The sequence below is a fragment of the Acholeplasma granularum ATCC 19168 genome, from assembly GCF_000526235.1.
In the GTDB taxonomy this organism is placed as follows: domain Bacteria; phylum Bacillota_I; class Bacilli_A; order Acholeplasmatales; family Acholeplasmataceae; genus Acholeplasma; species Acholeplasma granularum.
In genome coordinates this window covers 237100-254982 of record NZ_JAFR01000006.1, presented here as the reverse complement: position 1 = coordinate 254982, position 17883 = coordinate 237100, and the positions used below count along the sequence as shown (strand labels likewise).

Here is a 17883-nt window from a genome sequence, read left to right as displayed (position 1 = left end):
TCACTTATTATTTTTTAAATAAATATTTAATAGTCCCTTTAATACAAGTCTTGAATCTCTAGTTATATTTAATCTAATATGTTCAGATATAAGTTTAGATAGTCCCCCTGTTAAAACCACCTTAAACTCTTCATTAACTTCTTCTTTAATACGAGCAACCATACCTTCTAGCATGACTACTGTACCATATACTACACCTGATTGGATACATGTAATCGTATTGTTTCCTAAATATTTTTTAGGAGCTTTAATTTCAACATTATGCAAGAGTGCAGTATTTCCATCTAATGCTTTTATACTAAGTTCTACTCCAGGAGAGATAATTACTCCTGTAATTTGATTGTTTTTTACATAAATAAACTTATTAGCAGTTCCTAAATCAATGATTAATGTTGGTTCTAATGAACTTAGTCCAGCGGCATCAGCAATTAAATCAGCACCAACTTCTCTAGGATTATCAGCTTTAACTAAAATTCCAGTTTTTGTGCCTGGTTCAACAATAACCGGTTCTAAATTAAAGTATTTTTGAGAAATTCTTAATAATGTAATTGTTACAGCTGGTACTACAGATCCAATAACAACACCAGTAATTTTTCTATTATTTAAAAAATTATTAAGTGTAATATAATATTCATCCGGTGTTTTAGTAGAATCTGTATTAATTCTAAAAGTTTCTATTATCTTTTCACCATCTGAAAGACCTGTATAAATACTTGTATTGCCTACGTCAAATAAAATAATCATAATTTTTACCCTCTTATTATATTTTACCTTGTTTTTTCCATTTTATGTAAAATGGGTTCATTTTTCGTTCAATACGAACAGTAGATTCTTCATCATGACCTGGTTTTATCATAACATTTGAATCTATTTCATCTATTAATCTTAAAATACTTCTTTTTAAATCAAATAAGTTACCACTATATAAATCATGTCTGCCGACACTTCCTTTAAATAAAGTATCTCCAGTAAATAAATATTTTTGAAATAGAAATGATAAAGAACCTTTAGTATGACCAGGTGTATGGTAACATATGACCTCCTGATCTGCTAAAGGTATTTTATCTAAATCATTAACAAATTTAAATTGTAAATCTTTTCTTTTATATGGTCTTGGATTTTCTTTTGAAAACCCATTATATTTATCTTCAAATAATAATGCAACATCCATTTCATTGATGTATATGGGTACATTAAAAAGATGTATTAATCCAGCATGATCACTGTGCGCATGTGTTAGTAAAATACCATCAAGTATTTGATCGCCTAGTTTCATCATAATAGATTCATAATCATAACTTGGATCAATTAATAAACAGTGGCCAAAACGACATATAAGATAAGAATGAGCGATATCTTCGCTTCCATTAAATGTATATAACATAGTCTTTAGATAGAAAAAAAACTATACATGATAGTTTATTTCTTTTCTCTGTGAAGTGTATACTTTCTTAAACGTGGGCAATACTTATTCATTTCTAAACGATCTGGTGTCGTTTTTTTGTTTTTAGTTGTATAATAATTTTCATCGCCACATTCTGTACAAACTAATTTAACTAATTCACGCATGAATCATCCCTCCAAACTTGCACCTATAAGTATATCAAACTTAATTTAATTTTTCAACTAAATAATCATTATATATTTGATAAATTGATTTCATAGTCACAAATTTCTTCATAAAATGATTTTTCATGTGAAACTAAGATAATTGTACCCGGGTATTTTATGAGTGCTTCTTTCAAAACTTGTTTTGCTTGTTTATCTAAATGGTTAGTAGGTTCATCAAGAATAATAACATTAGATTTATGTGTTCTTGTTAAAGCAAACTTAACCTTTGTTTTTTCTCCACCAGATAATGTTTTAAGTGGTCTTTGTGCCATTTCATAATCAATTCCAAACTGAGCTAATATATTAAGTATTTTCTTCTTATCATGATCTGGGTTTTCATGATGTATAAGTTCAAATGGTGTGTATTCATCTTCAAGGTTTATATCTTGTTCATAATACAGTATATCTGCTGTATCAATCCATGTAAATGTTCCACCTAGTGGTTTGATTTGTTCTGTAATTGTTTTAATTAAAGTAGATTTACCAATACCATTTTTACCTGTAATAACTACTTTATCGCCTTTTGTAATTATAAACTCTTGTGGCTCAACTAAAGGTTCATTATATCCTATGATAAGATTATCCACCTTTAATACATCACGGCCAGTTGAGCGGCCATATAAAAATTCTATATGAATTTTTTTATTTTCAATCGGTTTATGTATTCTTACTATTTTATTTAACATTTTTCGACGAGACTGAGCCATTTTAGTGGTTGATGCACGTACGATATTTCTCTTAATATAATCTTCAGTTTTTTCAATAAGTTTTTGTTGAGCCTTATAGGTTTTTTCTTGTTGTTCAATTCTAAGGTGATGCTCATTTAAGTAAAAATCATAATTACCTTTATAACGTGTAATTTGTTTACCTTCAACAGCAAATACTGTTTGGGCAATTTGACTTAAGAAATATTCATCGTGACTTACAACTATAAATGCTTTATTAAATCCGTTTAAAAACTTTATTAACCATTCAATATGTTTAATATCTAAAAAGTTTGTTGGTTCATCTAATAATAATACATCTGCTTCTTCTAATAAAAGTTTACCTAATATAATTTTAGCACGCATACCACCAGATAATGTTTTTATTTCTTGGTTTAAAACTGATATATCTAGTCCTAGACCATTGATGATATTTGATATTGTTGATTGGATTGCATAGAAATTGTCTTCTTGTAATTCTTGTTCTAATATATGTGCACGATTAAGTACTTTTTCATATTGATTTTCAGGAATTGTAGCAATCGACTCATATAATGATTGGATAATTAGTTCTTTTTCAAATAAAGGTAAAAATACATCATATAAATAAGACTTTACAGTTAAGTTTGGATCGATCTTTGCATACTGGTCTAAGTATCCTACCTTCAGGTTACTTAACCATGAAATACTTCCCTTATCAGGTGATAAAGACTTATTTAATAGTTTTAATAATGTAGATTTACCAGCTCCATTTTTTCCAACTAATACGGCATGTTCACCTTCAAAAAGACGCATGTTTGAGTCTTCATATAGTTGTTCGTTATTATATGAAAATGTGAGATTGTTAATTTCTAGTAAACTCAATATTAAAATCCTTCTTTTAAAGCTTTTTCCAATTCATTTATGGATATTATATGCATATCCCAAATACGTTCTTTATAGTTAGTAAATCTAATTTCATTTTCATCGTAGTGATACATAAATGGTCCTTCATGTGGATAAATAACTACTATCTTTTTATGTGGCATTTTAGAAAATAAACTTTGATCTGAATAAATCTTTTTTTGACCAAATCTTCTTTCCCAAATAGTTCTTGAATTAAATGTAAATTTAGAGCCACTTGGAACTTTAAAAATTAATAGTGAATAGTGTTGATTTTGATATTCATATGACATGAAATGCTCTTTTTCTTCAAGTCTACCATATGTTTCTAAAGTCTGTTTAATTTTTTTTACATGTTTTGATTTTTTTTCTAAATGTTTTTTTACTAATTGATATAAACTATATAGTATAACTAGAACTATTAATACTATTAATAAATATATAAGTGGATCTTTCATAATGCATTCACCTCAACACTTAACAATTCATTTCCTTTAAAAATACAGTGGTAGTGAAATCTATTTTTATCATTAACTAAATTATTAATGAAATAGGGAATATTATAAGAAACACCTAAATTATCAATATCATTAATCCAGTTAATTTTTTTCCATGATAATATACCTTCATCTGTTTCAATTGGAGTTTGATATTGAAAATTCTTTGAAACTTCCATTAAAAACAAGTGTAATCCACTAGATGATGCTTTAAAATCACCATTCCAAGTAACAATTCCCTTATCTACAACATGATAATCATTAGGATTTATGTGTGTTTCTTCTTTAATTTCTCTTAATATGCATTCTAATGGAGATTCATTACGATGTCTTTTTCCACCCACACCATTCCAAATTCCCAACCATGGTGCTTTATTACGGTTTAACATAAGTATTTCATCATCTCTTTTAATAAAGCATAATGTATATAAATAGTCCATTTTTATTTCCTCACCTAAATAATTATAACATTAGTTATATAAAAATAAAAATAGAGTTAGAACTAACCAAATACTTTTTTAGAAGAAATTTCTATTAAAAAGTAGATAGTAATCATACACTCTATTTTCATTTACTTGATTTATGTAGGGAGAGTACATTAATCAAACGATTACTTAGGTGGAGAGCCTAAGTATTTATTTGGGGTGAATCTTTAATATTTTTATTTTGTTAGTCATAAAAAGATGACTCAAAATAAAATTAATAATTACTTTAAGGTATAATAGTCCTGTTAAGGATGTACAGGTCCGTAAGGTGCAGCTAATTCTGTATTAGCAATATCTTCAAAACCTAACTGTGTTGTTTCTGCTTTTTCAGCATTATGATCAACGCTTGTAGTATTCAATGTATTTGAAACAAAGACTACTGCGACTAATAAAAACACTATAACTAATAAGATTTTTTTCATTCAAATCACCTCTTAAGTCTATTCTACTAAATATCAAAACAAAACAACACGACATATGTGTCGTATAATGAAGGGTGGAAATTTATTTGTATAAAGATTCTCGTGACTTGGCGCTTTTTCTCGAACAACTTCGTGTATCAAGAGGTTTATCTCAAGAAGACTTTACTGAAGGCATCATTTCAAATAGACAATATCAAAGATATATCAATGGCAGTTCAGCAATGCCTTTTCATCTTTTAGATGCGTTTTCTGAAAGGTTAAATATAAAAAAGGAAATACTTTTACTTGAATTTGATAATTATGCCTCAAAGGAAACTCAATTAATTTTAGATTATTTTAATGCTGTTAGCAATAAAGATTTAATAAATGCTTCAAAAATTAAAGAAAACATTAACTCAAAGTATATCATGGATTATACAAATTTAATGCTATATAACTTTTCTGAATTAACCGAAACCTATATTCTAAATAAAATTGATAAAATTAAATATGTTTCTGAGTTATCAAAGTTAATTGACTATCCAAAAATTTTAAAAAAAGCTACTGTGAATACACATGAGGTAGTTATATTATCTACACTATTAGATAATGTAAGTGAGACAGAAAAAACTCAAATTGTATCAAAACTATCTTCATTTTTATCAAATCCTAATTTGGTTTGGACTGGTAGTGAAATTATAACTTATAATGTTGTGCTGTTTAGACTAGCTAAATACTCAGGTATTATTAAGGACTTTGAAAGGGTTATAAACTTCTGTAATTTAGGCATTAAACTTAATTTTAAAGCAAAATATTTCTTGAATTTAGAATACTACTACTACTTCTTAGCTTTAAGTTATTTTGAACTGAATCAAAAAGAACTATTTGAAGAAAATTTATATCGCTGTTTTACAGTATTAGAAGTGAAGGATAATCATGAAAAAACGATGATTATGGCAGATATTATAAAACGTGACTTTAATGTTGATTTAATAGAGTTTGTAAATGAATATCACCGCAAGAAATATAAGTTAAATGGCTTGAACACTTAGTTCAAGCCATTTTTATTTAATCGTGATTCTAAAATATTTTTTAATAGTACTAGTATTGCTGTAAACAAAAGTATTACAGGAAATAAAATACCTAGACAAAATATAAGCACACTACCCAAAGTTTGATCTGAGTATGTAGGATTCATAAAGTTATATGGATACCAATTAGTCCACGGTCCTATAAGTAGTATAATTCCAAAATAGATTAGCGGAAGTATTAAAGAAACCCACATATGATACAACTTTATACTTGGTGTAACAAATAGATAGTAAAAAATTGGAAATAGTATTGGATTAATTGTATGAACAACGTGGTTTTGAAATGACATATTCGGTTCAGCTAGTAATGCATGGTAGATAATACCAGTCATCAATATAGCAACCAACCCTATAACCGATAGATATTTAAAGTATTTTTTTTGATGTTGATTCATTAAAAATAATCCAACTACGATAAATATAATGATATTTGATATATTTGTAAACATTCTGAGTCTATGTAGCGTTTCAGTTAGTGTTTCATTTAAAAAGAATAGGTCTATCATTGCATAAGTATTAAATATGAATATGATACCTACAATGATTTTTGTAAGCTTCATATCACTTCTAATTTTATTAATAAATTTTGTCATTTTATATAAATTCTCCTTATAAAGGATATTATACAAACTTATATAAATTTTAGCAATCTAAAGAACTCGCCTCTTCTTAATAAACCATATAACTGTAATAGATGTTAGACCTAATCCCACTGAAGCACCTAATACTACCAGTAAATAATTTGTGTGTTTAGTATCTTTTATAGGTTCTTCTTCTAATATTTGTTCATTTACACGTATAAATGTTTCAATATCAATACGTTCATCTACAGAGTATCCTGAAAGTTTAATTCTATATATACCAGGTTTATTCTCATTATGAGTATATTCATTAAGGTTAATTGTTAAATTATCTAGTTTAAATGCCATTTTTGATTCAATTAACTCTAGTAACTCATCAACATGATAAGTTGTATTTTGATGAATCATTATCGGAGGAATTTTTATATAAAATACAGGAGCTATCTCATCAGTAATTGTAATTGTGATTTTTCTAGTTGATTCGTTATTAAATTTATCCTTTACTCCAATAAGAAGTTCATGATCACCTTTTTGATTTAGATTATAGTTATTACTGATTATATAAGGAACTAATAAGTCTTTATCGACTTCATCATTAATAATTAATCCATTAATAATTTCATTTATTGATAAAGTGTCTTCAGTAGTTATTTTATATTCAAATTTCCCATCAATAACTGGTGCAACATCATCAATAACATTTATAGTTCTTTCTACAAAAGTGATGTTACCTTCATTATCATCGACTTTTATTATGACTGTATAACTACCTACAACATTTGGTGTTTGTTCATAGTTTTGACTTTCAATTGTTATATCTATATTTGTACTATAGTTATCTGTAGCTACTATATCCATTATAAGTTCATCCATACTTAGTGTTTTAGTATAACTGATGTTTATATCATTAGGTTTTTCAACAACTGGAGCATCCATATCTTTAACAGTTATATAATAATTTAAACGTGTGGTATTATTTGAACTGTCTGCTACAACTAAAGTCACTAAATATGTTCCTGTCTTCGTTTTATTCGGTGTATATTCATCGACTTCAACATCTATTAAATGAGTAATATCACCATCATAATTATCCCATGCAATAAATAATGAATTAATATCTTCAATACCTTCTGGATGATTTACATCCACAATTAATTTTAAATCAATAGGTGGCTTAGATATTTCTTCTGACTTTTCAAAATATAAATATACCTCTCCAAACATATCTAAATCAAAAGAACTATTTAAACTTCTAAATTCAATAACTCCTGTAGAGGCAAAATCAGTTGTACTAATAGTTAAACTTCCATCAACATCAATCGTTGTTAGAATATTTCCAGAAGATGCATATTCAATAATAAGTTTCTTATAAAGTGTTTTAATTTCTATTTTATTACGAGAAAACAATAACGGGTCTTCATTATTAATAATTCGATTACCGCCGAATATAATATAGATATTATCTTCTAATTCTTCTAGTGCAAAAACATTATCACCTTCTATATGTGATAAAATCACAGGATTATTTATTGCATGCGTTTCATTATAAAGTGTAACTATTCCAATAAATAAAAATAATAGTATTGGAATATAAAATAATTTTTGTTTCATATTAAATCTCCTTTTATAGTCTTTACACTATAATAGGAGAAAAATATAAATTTGACTTTTATTTTTTCATTGACATTATAATTTTGTTGCGTTACAATGAATATGCTTTAATATTTGCACCCTTAACTCAGCTGGTAGAGTAGCGGACTCTTAATCCGTAAGTCGTGGGTTCGAATCCCACAGGGTGTACCAATTATAAAAATATGGTTTGATTTAGTATCAAACCTTTTTATTTTTTTATTAGTATGAATGTAATATATTTATAAAAATTTAATTATTAAAAGTATTATAGACTTTTATGGATGATATAATCGTTAAAAAAGCTTAAGTCTTTTTAGACTTAAGCTTTTATCTTTATTCTTCTACCTTTTTCATAATATTTGTTAGCCATGTATTGATAGATAATTTGACCGTCTTCTAGTATCATAAATCCTGGTTCTTCTATTGTATATACTGGTCTTTTGTTGTAGTGACTCACTCTTCTTAGACTCTTTTTTTGTTGTTTTCTACGTTTGAAGTGAACCTCTACACCAAAATCACTTATTAAACCAATACCATCACTTAATTGATATTTTTTATAATCATAATCCTTTGAAATATGAAACCAGTTAAACTGTACCATTGTACCTGCAGATGGTCCCATTACAATCGAACTATTTTTAATGGATGATATCAAATCATATTCATACAATCTTTTATAAAATAAATCCGGTGCACCACCTGGTAAAAATATGATATCTGATTCTTCAACCTTTCTTTTAGCACTTTCGATATCATCTTTTTTATATATTACCCACTGAACTTGTTCTGGTTTTATACCATAAACTAATAGGGGCTCAAGTATGTGTAGATACCAAATACCATCAGGTATTTTATATCCTTCATAATAACTATGAAGCATATCTTCTTTTTCAAAAAAAGAAAATGCTATCACACATATCTTTGATTCTGGTTTTATATATTTCTTTAATTTTTCAACCACATATGGTTTGTCGTATATTGTTTTTGAACTTAATATATTTATCATAATTCTATTATACAAAAAACACACCTTTATTCAAAGTGTGTTATGCAACATGCGCCGATTTCTTGGTCTTTTTGTACTCTTTTAATTAAATGAAGCATAATATCTTCATCAAGCATGATTTGAATTAATGCATTTGTTAAACCTTCATTTAAAAAGGTTTCTAATTCATGAATTTGTCTGAGTTGTTTTTCAGCTTGTTTGGTTAATTTTCCATCATGAATTTCTTGTTCATGATCCATTACTAAGGATAATATATATTGTTTATATTGTTTAATATGTTCATTTAAGTCTTCTACACTCAGTGAACGTAGTGCGTCTACTGTTGGTTGTTTTTTCTTGACATATTCAGTTTCTACCCAATTTTTATAATTTTTGGCTTCCGTCATAAACATTATCCTTTCATTAATATGTTAGTATTTTAGCACCATTGTCTATATTTGTCATGAAAAATGGCCTGTATATTATACATATACAAATTTTTCACATAAAGGCATAAAAAAAGGGTTAATACCCTTATTTTATTTTCATTAATTAGATACGTTTTGCTACAAGAGGTTGTAGCGTTTCATTTTCAAGTGATTCAGGATAAGTATATGCTTCTTCACGTTGACGTTTAAACATCACATAAATTAAGCCACGTTGGGTATCTAGTCTTGTGACTATACCTAAGTCTCTTTCGCCTTCAACGCGTATACGTTCGCCAATTAAATATGTATCATTACTCCATGCCATGTGTTAATCTCCTTACATTGTAACTACTAATAATTATATCATATTTAAGATAATATATCTTTAAATAGTTTACCAATTAAGAAACTATGGTCTCTATCCCTAATTTTTTGGAACCATAATAATAATCCCTTAACCTCTGGATCTTTAACTAGTTTTATGAGTTGTTCTAAATCTGAATTAAATAATGGATGATCTAAATCATTTAGGTTTGATATAAGCTTTCTTGAAAGTGCATTTCTATTTACTATGTTTCTAAATTTTTTAAGTATGTCGGGTTTATCTATGACAGGTATTCTAATTTTCTTATCATTGATATCTAGATTGATTTGATATATTGACAAAATTTGAATACGTTTGGCATAATCAATGATTTCTTGATAAGTTTTATCTTTCCATGTAAAACAATCCTTAAGTAAATTTAATCGGTGTAAAAAGCGGTGATTAGAATGTTTACTTAAATTATTTTCTTTTATAAATTTTCTTTCAATTTCTAATAAATCATCAATACTTTCCATGTTGTTTAAAGATTTTTCAAATAAGTTGACGATTAATCCTGTAGTTTCTACCAAATGAGGTGTTTTAGCTAAATAACTTTCTAAGTTTTCTAAAACTTTGTTTTTTTCTAGTTGATAAGCTTTAAGAACCTCATCAAAATAAATTGTTTGTTTATTTTTATTTATATTTTTACCCCTAATAATGTAAGTAATATATGAGAGTTTATCCTTAGTGATTTCATCATCAATAATAATTGAAAAACCAAAGGAACCATCCTCATAGTTTCTATTTGTTGGGTGTCCTACAATATCATTTCTTAAATATTTCAAGTGTCTTAGGGTACGATTAGAGTTTATGTTTACATTATATTTATATTTAGTTGCAGTAAAGGATAATTGATATAGTGCATCAATTGCAACAAAAAGTCCTTGGAGTAACCCAAATACGTCAAGTAATATATCAGATTTATTATGAGCATCTCTTACAATAAAGTCCTCGATCATTAAATCCACATATTTTAATGCGGCAAGTGATGAGTTTGCTCTAATTTTTGCATCAAAGGAAAGATTATTAATTGCTTGCTCAATTTTCATGGGGTAAACTCTCCTTAATGCGTAAATATAGTTTATCAGCAGTAATTGATTTATATATATTACCTTGAATATATTTAATTCCTAAATTTAATAGTGATTCCTTCTGATCGATGGTTTCAACATCTCTTACAACTAAAGCCATTTGATGATTTGAGAATAAATCATGCATCACTTTAATATAGTCGTACCATTTTGGGTCAGCTTTTTTAAAGTCTAAATGTAGTGCGTTAAATGGATATGATAGTGCTGAATCTACGTTTGTAGTATCTAGCCCGATACCGCTTGATGTAAGTTCATTGATTTGGTTAATGTATTGGTTAGTTTTTAGATTATCTCCTTTAACTTTAAATCTAATAAACTCTAAAGGAATACCGTATTCATGAAATATACCGAAAATATATGGATTAAAGTTGATGTCAAAGAATGTTTCTTTAGATATAGGAATAGTGATTTTTATGAGTTTTCCTGTTTCCTTTTCTAGTACATTTAAAAACTGACAAACCATTTTAATATGATCATATTCAAGAGCTTTTAATCTATTTCTTTTTTTGGCAATAGCTAGTAAATATTTACTATCAATTTCAATATTTTCCAGAATAATTTCTGATTCATATTGCCATATAACGTTTCGAGATAAATCGATTATTTGATGAAAATTAAGTGATAATTGATTAGCTTCGATTGCTTGATTTAAGTAATTTATTACTTGTTGCTCAAACATTTCTGATTCATATATTTGATGCTCATAAAATATATAATCATCTTCTGGATAATTTCTTTTTAAGTTATCTAAAGATAATTCTAAAAATCTAAATAGTTTGTGGGGGAGTTTTTCTTCTGTAACTACAGGGTAGCGAATAACTGCTATTTTAGGTTCATATGTCTCATATGGTATGACCAGTGATTCTTTTTCAACTAAATATTTTAAGTATGATTTAATTGATTTTGTTACACTACGTATATCATTAATCGGTAAATAAACGAAAAGTTCATACGTCGCATATCGGTATACCGTACCCTCTTCAAAGAATTTTTGAGTTCTTTGTCCAAACTCTTTAAAAAATTTTAAGGTAACTTCATTTCCATAGATTGGTAAAATTGACTCATTAAATGAAATAAGTAAAAAAGAACCCTTGTCTTTAACATAATCTACTAAATGATTATTAAGAGCATTCAAGTTTTGAAGTGATGTTTCAAAATCAACTGTTGCTTCTTCAATTAAGCGACTTCTTTCTTCATGGATTTCTGTAATATCTTCAAATACAGAAATAATGACAATTTCATCTTTATCTTTTAAAGAAATCATTTTTTCTCTAATTTGTTTATTTAAATAAAGATAAGTTATGATATCCATTTGTCCAGCTTTTTCATAAAGTCTAGCATATGCTTTTTCATAGTTTTTAATCTCATGAACAGCTAAATTTCTTAAAAACAGCTCAAATGGTAGGTGACTATCTACATTTAATAGTACTTGAGCACTTTTATTATAATCAGCATGGTGCTCATATTGAATTCTTATATTATTTAGACTAGAACCCATAATATTTCTTAGAAAGTTGGTTTCTAATTTCAATTCACTAAGTTTTTCTTCATCTTTCATACTCGCATAGCAAATTGCAGCAATTCCTTTAAATAAATCATAATAAGTTCCAGGATCATCGACCTTTTTGTCTAGGTAAACGATAAAAACACCTAAATCATATAATGGAAATGCATAAATATATCCAACATCATCACTAAATTCTTTTAGTGTTAAAATGTTTTTATCATACTTAAAACTCTTAGGCTCTCCAAATAAATCGTTTCCTTCATTTAAAATGGATTCGATTATAGTATTTGAATATGTTGATCTGGCTAGTTGTTTATCATAGAGTCGCTCTTTTTTATAATGATATAACATTTCATCTTTACTCTTAAAGATGATGTAATCAGAGGTTTTAACATATTTATCAATATGTATAAACAATAATCTTAAATATTCTCTATAACTTAATGTATGTGATAGTTGATGCGCATAAGAAAATAATTCTATTAATACATCCATTTGATAAATATTTTCTTTAGGTTTGACTATTTCATTTATAGGTTTTGTATGATCAACAATTTTTACTTCTTGTTTATCAATAGTGTCTTCATTTTTTTTATTTGTCTTTTTAATTTCTTTTTCAAGTGATTTTAATTTTTTAGTATAATTTTCTAATTGATATTTATTTTTTATTGACTGATAATATTTAATAAATAATTCATATACTTCTTTTCTAAATTCATATGATTCACCTTCTATTTTTTGACTAAAATCAGCATCTAAAATAGCTATTTTATGGTCATCATTTTCTTTAATATAAATTTTTAGAAGTGTTTTAAAACTAGCCATTTCATATTTAGGATGATTTCTATATGAACTAGCTATTGATTTTGCTTCTTCAATGTTTCCTAATTTTAATAATACAGTTAAATAATTTGGAATATAAGAGTGTTCATTGTCAAGTTTTTTTAATTCATTAATTAAAGTTATCGCTTTATTGGGTTCGTCTTTCTCAATATATAAATTCATCAAATCTTTTAATAAGTAAAGTTTAATTGTTTGTGGAATTGATTCTTTAATTAAGTTTTCTATTTCAGGTATATAGTTTTGATTCGTTTTTCTTTTAAATTCAATGATGTCTAAATCGGAAAAGTATCTATCTGCAATAGGTAACACATTTTTTCGGTAATTAATATATTGATATGCTGTATCAAAAGATTTTACTTGCATGCTTGCTTTAATTATATTTTTATATAGAGGTTCAAGACTTGGATAATTTTTATCTTGTGGTCGTGATTTGTGATATTTTATACCTTCTTGAATAACAATATCATATTGACCTAACTCAAAATAGATATCAATTAAATGCATAAAAACTGTTTCGTATTCCAAAACAGTTAGTGTATTGTTATTTATAAAATTAATGATTTCAATAATTGATTGCTCGTTTGGTTCCAGCAATAAAATATCTTTAGTTTTTATACGTCTTCACCCTTTATTAGTTTTAATAAGTAATCAGCAAAATTCAAATATTTTTCAGCAATCATTTTAAAATCTAAGTGAAGTTTTTCTGATAAACCAATTTCGTGTTTATATGATGCTACAATGTGCCATTGCAAAACTTGGTACATACGGTAAAATCTAATACGTTCATAATCTTTTGATGATGGTTTTCTTTCTAGATATATTTCAAGAAGTTTTTCTGCATCTTTAAAATCAATATTACCAAAGGATGCTATATCATAATATGGATCATTTAATCCTGTAAATTCCCAATCTAATAAATATGTTTTATCATTACCTTTAACTATGTTTGAGCGTTGTGCATCTCCATGACATAAGACCTTTGGGTAATTAATATAGTAATTATCATATAAAGTAAGCCATGCCATTTTAAGCTGGTAATAATGTGGACTAGGCAAAGTCTTTAAAAGTTTTTCGTAACGTCTTAAACGCCCCTTTAAATCATAATCAGCACCTGTTAATTTTGCATCATGCAATTTTTTTAATATTTTTGCAACATCATGATAGTCTTCATCTGACATTTCTACTGATAGTGGTGTTCCTTCAACATATTTAGATACTTTAATACCTGTTTTGACATCAAAATAAACAACATCTGATGAAATGTTTAGTGTTTCTATTGTCTTTAAATGTGTTTTTTCAGTGTGAGGGTTGACAAGATGTTCGCCGCCCTCTCCAATAATTCTAATAACATATGGATGATTTTTTACATAGATTAAATATGTATAATTACTCATTCCTCCTTTAAATCTAGAATCAATTTTTATGTCATCAGCAGGTAAGTTAAATACATGACAAGCTGTTTTTATAATACGCTCTTCAATCGACATTTATAATACTCACTTTCTGGTCTTCGTATATTGCATAAGTTTTGTCTTTGATACCAGTTAATGCTCCTGGGTTGATAAATATGATGTTGTCAATTCTTCTATAAAAAGGATCATGGGTGTGTCCAAAAATACAAATGTTGGCATCCATTTCTTTTGCCATCATGATAAGTTCAGTTAGGCCATATTTAACGTTTTGAAGGTGACCATGTGTTAGTAATATACGTAACCCATTATGTTCAATTAAACGCTCTGTAGGCAAATCCAAATAGTAATCAGTATTGCCTTTAACTGCAATCATTTTTGAATTTTCAATCGTTTGAAAATCTAAACCAATATCTCCGGTATTTAAATGCATATCAAAAGTCTTTTCTTTTTTAAGTACTTTTTGTAGTACATCATCTCTTCCATGAATATCGCCAGTAATTAATAATTTCATCTTTATCCTCCAAAAGTTTCATTAATGCCTTACTACGATGCGAGTGTTTATTTTTGTATGCTTGACCCAATTCTGATAGTGTCTTGTTTTCATTTGATGGTATAAACAGTGGATCATATCCAAAACCATTTATACCTCTTAGTTCTTTGGATATGTGTCCTTTAAGTTTTCCTTCGTATGTAAATATTTTACCATCTGGAAATGATATTGCAATGATGCAAATAAAATTTGCATTACGATTGTTTGTGTTTTTTAATACATCAAGGAGTTTAATATTATTTTCATGATCACTTAATCCGGAATATCTTTTAGAATATATTCCAGGTAATGGTTCTATTATTTCCACTACTAATCCAGAATCATCAGCGATTGCTACTTGGTTAAATTGTTTGGCATACGCATATGCTTTTAATGCTGCATTACCTTCAAAAGTAGTTTCGCTTTCTAAAACATCTAATTTTATTTCACATTCTTTAAGTAAAAAAATATTTGATCCTAAAATTTGATTTAATTCTTTAACTTTATCCTTATTATTGGATGCTACTATTAATTCTATCATGAAGACAACCTTCCTATAACCCTATATTTATTATACCATTATTAGAAAATCATTGGCTTTTCTAGTATAATAGGTATATTATAAAGCTAAGGAGTTTTTATCACATGTATGAACATTTAGAAGAAATAGAAAAGGATTTTTCATCCTTACATAGTAATTCTGAGGGTGAAGATCCTAAATCTAAAAAAATATATATTTATAACGTTTTTTTATATTTAGGATATATGATTTTACCAATCTTTATTGTTTCACTAATTAGTTTGCTATTTTCAAATAATACTTTTTTTTATGAACCTGCAAATCCATCACAAAGTGCTATTTACCTTGCAGCAAATGATGTAAATTCATTTTTAGTTATAAGAAAAGGTATGATTGATGATGTTGATGATGTCTATAAGGGGTTTTTGGTTGATATTTATGAAGATGGTGACTTCATAATTTATGCACATGATTCTGCAAGTTTTTATGTTGAGGGTAGTTACTTTACAATTACTAATATAGATGATCAAACAATTATAAATCTTAAAGAGGATGTACTTAGTGATATTTTAAATGGCATTACTACTGTTTGGTCAAACAATGCTAAGATTAATTTCTACATACCAGTTGATGATAAAGCACCATTTATCGCTGCAACTGCAATTGATATTTCAAGTAATCTTGTACCACAATCTAAATTACCTACGATGGCATTGTTATCTTTATATAGATTTTCAATTATGCTTATTATTGCTATACCAATGGTAATTATTTCAAAACCTATAATTAAAAATGATTATCTAATTTTAAAAAATCAAAATTCTAACGATAATTTGTATACATCACTATTAAGTAAAGCTGGAACTGGTATATTATACGTATTAGCTGGTAATTTAGCAATCGGACTAGTAAATAGCCTATTGAGTAAAATTCTTCAAGTTCCTGAACAAATTTCTGCTAACCAATTAGCAATTAATTTGATGCTTAAATCACCTTATTTTATTTTCATGTTATTATCAGCAGTTATTCTAGGCCCTATTGTGGAAGAATTAGTGTTCAGAAAATCTTTTTTTGGACTAATTAAAAATAAAAACTGGGCATTAGTTACATCATCACTAGTCTTTGGTTTAATTCATGTTACTACTGAACTACTTACAGGTGATATAAGAGTAGCTATTGTAAGCGGTCTACCTTATATTGGTGCAGGTTTTATATTTGGTTATATTTATTTAAAAAATGAAAAAAATATATTAATTCCAATTTTAGCTCATATGGGATATAATCTAGTCTCTGTACTTATTTCATTATTTTTAACTTAAGAATTAAAAAAGTCCTTCTTGGACTTTTTTTTATCTTGTATCAATAAATACTCTTAAAAGGTTAATATAAGGTGTTAATTTATAAAACGTCGCATAATCAAAAGCATCTTTTTTATATCGATCTTTTTTTAATTTTTGACCTGATTCAATAAGGTGTCTAAGTTTTTTATCATCTCTATTTAAAACTGCAATCGTTAAACTTTGTTCAGTGATTAATTTTGTATAATAAGGTGATTTTTTCCACTCATTTAATAAGTCTGTAATATCATCATTTCTATCAAGTTTAGCAAGTATATAAGGTGTTTCATATCTTCTATTCATTATATCAATATAAGCATCATATTTTAACAAAAGTAAAATAACTTCTTTAGTACTGAATCTTACTGCATTAAAAAGAGGTGTTTCAAAATAATCATTTAGTAAGTTTGTATCAAGTTTTTGATTAATAAAGTATTCAATTAATTGGATGTTTGTTGTTCTTGTTGCATAATGTAGAAATGAGTTTTTATGACTATCTAAATGAAAATATGATAATTTAGAATTTTCCATCATATAATCTACCACAGCTAAATGTCCTGCTAAAATTGCATAGTGAATCGGCAGTTTATCTTCTAGTGTTAAAGACATTAGATTGCCACCATGTTCTACAAGTAGCTGAATCATATCTAAATTACCTTTATGTGCTGCTAAATGAAGTAAAGTTTCTTCTTTATTATTTTTTAAATCGACTTTTGCAAATTTAGCCAGTAGTTTTTTTGCAATATTTAATTTAGCTTTTCTAGCACAATCAAAAATTGCTGATTCCCCCATCTGATCTACAATGTTTATATCAATATCTTGGTTTAAAAGATAGTCTATTACATCATTAGCACTACCTAATACTGCATGGTGCAATAATGTTTTTCCACGTTGATCTTTAATATTAATATGATCTATTGATGCTTGAAGACTTGAAACATCATTATTAAAAGCATATTTAAATAAATCCAATCTAATCACCC

20 protein-coding genes and 1 tRNA gene are annotated in these 17883 nt (G+C 27.1%); 3 read left to right on the top strand and 18 right to left on the bottom strand.

The window, feature by feature from the left end; genetic code table 11:
• The 7 genes from G324_RS0101620 to G324_RS07935 all read right to left on the bottom strand — a co-directional run bounded on the left by G324_RS0101620 (position 1) and on the right by G324_RS07935 (position 4601).
• Entirely contained in the window at positions 1-744 is a 744-nt protein-coding gene (locus G324_RS0101620; RefSeq protein ID WP_162146804.1) for a type III pantothenate kinase, read from the bottom strand.
• A 16-nt stretch (positions 745-760) separates the two neighbouring features.
• Complete coding sequence (locus tag G324_RS0101615) at positions 761-1384, bottom strand: MBL fold metallo-hydrolase (RefSeq protein ID WP_084027028.1); 624 nt, start codon at positions 1382-1384, stop codon at positions 761-763.
• Between the two features lie 35 nt (positions 1385-1419).
• Positions 1420-1569 (bottom strand): 50S ribosomal protein L33, encoded by a 150-nt coding sequence (gene rpmG / locus G324_RS0101610; RefSeq protein WP_025724655.1) that lies wholly within the window; start codon positions 1567-1569, stop codon positions 1420-1422.
• A gap of 68 nt (positions 1570-1637) precedes the next feature.
• Positions 1638-3179, bottom strand: coding sequence for an ABC-F family ATP-binding cassette domain-containing protein (locus tag G324_RS0101605; RefSeq protein WP_025724654.1), 1542 nt, complete (start codon positions 3177-3179; stop codon positions 1638-1640).
• Between the two features lie 2 nt (positions 3180-3181).
• Positions 3182-3655, bottom strand: coding sequence for a hypothetical protein (locus G324_RS0101600; RefSeq protein WP_025724653.1), 474 nt, complete (start codon positions 3653-3655; stop codon positions 3182-3184).
• Positions 3652-4134, bottom strand: coding sequence for an NUDIX hydrolase (locus tag G324_RS0101595; RefSeq protein WP_162146803.1), 483 nt, complete (start codon positions 4132-4134; stop codon positions 3652-3654). The genes G324_RS0101600 and G324_RS0101595 overlap by 4 nt, the downstream gene beginning before the upstream one ends.
• Positions 4135-4424: 290 nt before the next feature.
• Positions 4425-4601, bottom strand: coding sequence for a hypothetical protein (locus tag G324_RS07935; protein ID WP_156921264.1), 177 nt, complete (start codon positions 4599-4601; stop codon positions 4425-4427).
• Positions 4602-4687: 86 nt separating this feature from the next.
• Here G324_RS07935 and G324_RS0101585 point away from each other — a divergent pair, with 86 nt between their 5' ends.
• Positions 4688-5632 carry a helix-turn-helix domain-containing protein gene (locus tag G324_RS0101585; RefSeq protein WP_025724651.1) on the top strand — a complete coding sequence of 315 codons (945 nt, stop codon included), beginning with the start codon at positions 4688-4690 and terminating at the stop codon, positions 5630-5632.
• Here the strand turns inward: G324_RS0101585 and G324_RS0101580 are convergent.
• On the bottom strand, positions 5629-6264 hold the full coding sequence (locus tag G324_RS0101580; protein WP_025724650.1) for a Pr6Pr family membrane protein: 636 nt from the start codon (positions 6262-6264) through the stop codon (positions 5629-5631). The genes G324_RS0101585 and G324_RS0101580 overlap by 4 nt on opposite strands.
• A 57-nt stretch (positions 6265-6321) precedes the next feature.
• Positions 6322-7863 (bottom strand): hypothetical protein, encoded by a 1542-nt coding sequence (locus tag G324_RS0101575; RefSeq protein ID WP_025724649.1) that lies wholly within the window; start codon positions 7861-7863, stop codon positions 6322-6324.
• Positions 7864-7979: 116 nt separating this feature from the next.
• Between G324_RS0101575 and G324_RS0101570 the strand changes: the two genes are divergently transcribed.
• Positions 7980-8055: transfer RNA gene (locus tag G324_RS0101570), tRNA-Lys, on the top strand.
• A gap of 148 nt (positions 8056-8203) precedes the next feature.
• Here the strand turns inward: G324_RS0101570 and G324_RS0101565 are convergent.
• The 8 genes from G324_RS0101565 to rdgB form a co-directional block, all read right to left on the bottom strand.
• Entirely contained in the window at positions 8204-8905 is a 702-nt protein-coding gene (locus tag G324_RS0101565) for a Type 1 glutamine amidotransferase-like domain-containing protein (RefSeq protein WP_025724648.1), read from the bottom strand.
• 11 nt (positions 8906-8916) lie between these two features.
• Positions 8917-9276: a hypothetical protein gene (locus G324_RS0101560; RefSeq protein ID WP_025724647.1), complete on the bottom strand. Its 360-nt coding sequence runs from the start codon at positions 9274-9276 to the stop codon at positions 8917-8919.
• 145 nt (positions 9277-9421) lie between these two features.
• On the bottom strand, positions 9422-9622 hold the full coding sequence (locus G324_RS0101555) for a hypothetical protein (protein WP_025724646.1): 201 nt from the start codon (positions 9620-9622) through the stop codon (positions 9422-9424).
• A 44-nt stretch (positions 9623-9666) separates the two neighbouring features.
• Positions 9667-10710 (bottom strand): hypothetical protein, encoded by a 1044-nt coding sequence (locus G324_RS0101550; protein ID WP_025724645.1) that lies wholly within the window; start codon positions 10708-10710, stop codon positions 9667-9669.
• Positions 10700-13696, bottom strand: coding sequence for an EAL domain-containing protein (locus G324_RS0101545; RefSeq protein ID WP_162146802.1), 2997 nt, complete (start codon positions 13694-13696; stop codon positions 10700-10702). Before G324_RS0101545 ends, G324_RS0101550 begins: the two co-directional genes overlap by 11 nt.
• 17 nt (positions 13697-13713) lie before the next feature.
• The gene (locus G324_RS0101540; RefSeq protein ID WP_025724643.1) at positions 13714-14589 is read right to left on the bottom strand and encodes a choline/ethanolamine kinase family protein; all 876 of its coding nucleotides are present in this window, start codon (positions 14587-14589) and stop codon (positions 13714-13716) included.
• Positions 14579-15025, bottom strand: a complete 447-nt coding sequence (locus G324_RS0101535; protein WP_162146801.1) for a metallophosphoesterase family protein — start codon at positions 15023-15025, stop codon at positions 14579-14581. Before G324_RS0101535 ends, G324_RS0101540 begins: the two co-directional genes overlap by 11 nt.
• Positions 14985-15584, bottom strand: coding sequence for an RdgB/HAM1 family non-canonical purine NTP pyrophosphatase (gene rdgB / locus G324_RS0101530; protein WP_162146800.1), 600 nt, complete (start codon positions 15582-15584; stop codon positions 14985-14987). Before rdgB ends, G324_RS0101535 begins: the two co-directional genes overlap by 41 nt.
• 104 nt (positions 15585-15688) lie before the next feature.
• On the opposite strand from rdgB, the gene G324_RS07590 reads away from it, so the two are divergent.
• The gene (locus tag G324_RS07590; protein ID WP_025724640.1) at positions 15689-16882 is read left to right on the top strand and encodes a CPBP family intramembrane glutamic endopeptidase; all 1194 of its coding nucleotides are present in this window, start codon (positions 15689-15691) and stop codon (positions 16880-16882) included.
• A 30-nt stretch (positions 16883-16912) separates the two neighbouring features.
• On the opposite strand, the gene G324_RS0101520 is transcribed toward G324_RS07590, so the two are convergent.
• Positions 16913-17872: an ankyrin repeat domain-containing protein gene (locus G324_RS0101520; RefSeq protein WP_162146799.1), complete on the bottom strand. Its 960-nt coding sequence runs from the start codon at positions 17870-17872 to the stop codon at positions 16913-16915.
• Positions 17873-17883: the final 11 nt, after the last annotated feature.

Coding starts and splice junctions, on each gene's coding strand:
- G324_RS0101620 (WP_162146804.1), bottom strand. CDS start 744: ATGATTATTTTATTTGACGTAGGCAATACAAGTATTTATACAGGTCTT.
- G324_RS0101615 (WP_084027028.1), bottom strand. CDS start 1,384: ATGTTATATACATTTAATGGAAGCGAAGATATCGCTCATTCTTATCTT.
- rpmG (WP_025724655.1), bottom strand. CDS start 1,569: ATGCGTGAATTAGTTAAATTAGTTTGTACAGAATGTGGCGATGAAAAT.
- G324_RS0101600 (WP_025724653.1), bottom strand. CDS start 3,655: ATGAAAGATCCACTTATATATTTATTAATAGTATTAATAGTTCTAGTT.
- G324_RS0101595 (WP_162146803.1), bottom strand. CDS start 4,134: ATGGACTATTTATATACATTATGCTTTATTAAAAGAGATGATGAAATA.
- G324_RS07935 (WP_156921264.1), bottom strand. CDS start 4,601: ATGAAAAAAATCTTATTAGTTATAGTGTTTTTATTAGTCGCAGTAGTC.
- G324_RS0101580 (WP_025724650.1), bottom strand. CDS start 6,264: ATGACAAAATTTATTAATAAAATTAGAAGTGATATGAAGCTTACAAAA.
- G324_RS0101575 (WP_025724649.1), bottom strand. CDS start 7,863: ATGAAACAAAAATTATTTTATATTCCAATACTATTATTTTTATTTATT.
- G324_RS0101560 (WP_025724647.1), bottom strand. CDS start 9,276: ATGACGGAAGCCAAAAATTATAAAAATTGGGTAGAAACTGAATATGTC.
- G324_RS0101555 (WP_025724646.1), bottom strand. CDS start 9,622: ATGGCATGGAGTAATGATACATATTTAATTGGCGAACGTATACGCGTT.
- G324_RS0101550 (WP_025724645.1), bottom strand. CDS start 10,710: ATGAAAATTGAGCAAGCAATTAATAATCTTTCCTTTGATGCAAAAATT.
- G324_RS0101540 (WP_025724643.1), bottom strand. CDS start 14,589: ATGTCGATTGAAGAGCGTATTATAAAAACAGCTTGTCATGTATTTAAC.
- G324_RS0101535 (WP_162146801.1), bottom strand. CDS start 15,025: ATGAAATTATTAATTACTGGCGATATTCATGGAAGAGATGATGTACTA.
- rdgB (WP_162146800.1), bottom strand. CDS start 15,584: ATGATAGAATTAATAGTAGCATCCAATAATAAGGATAAAGTTAAAGAA.
- G324_RS07590 (WP_025724640.1), top strand. CDS start 15,689: ATGTATGAACATTTAGAAGAAATAGAAAAGGATTTTTCATCCTTACAT.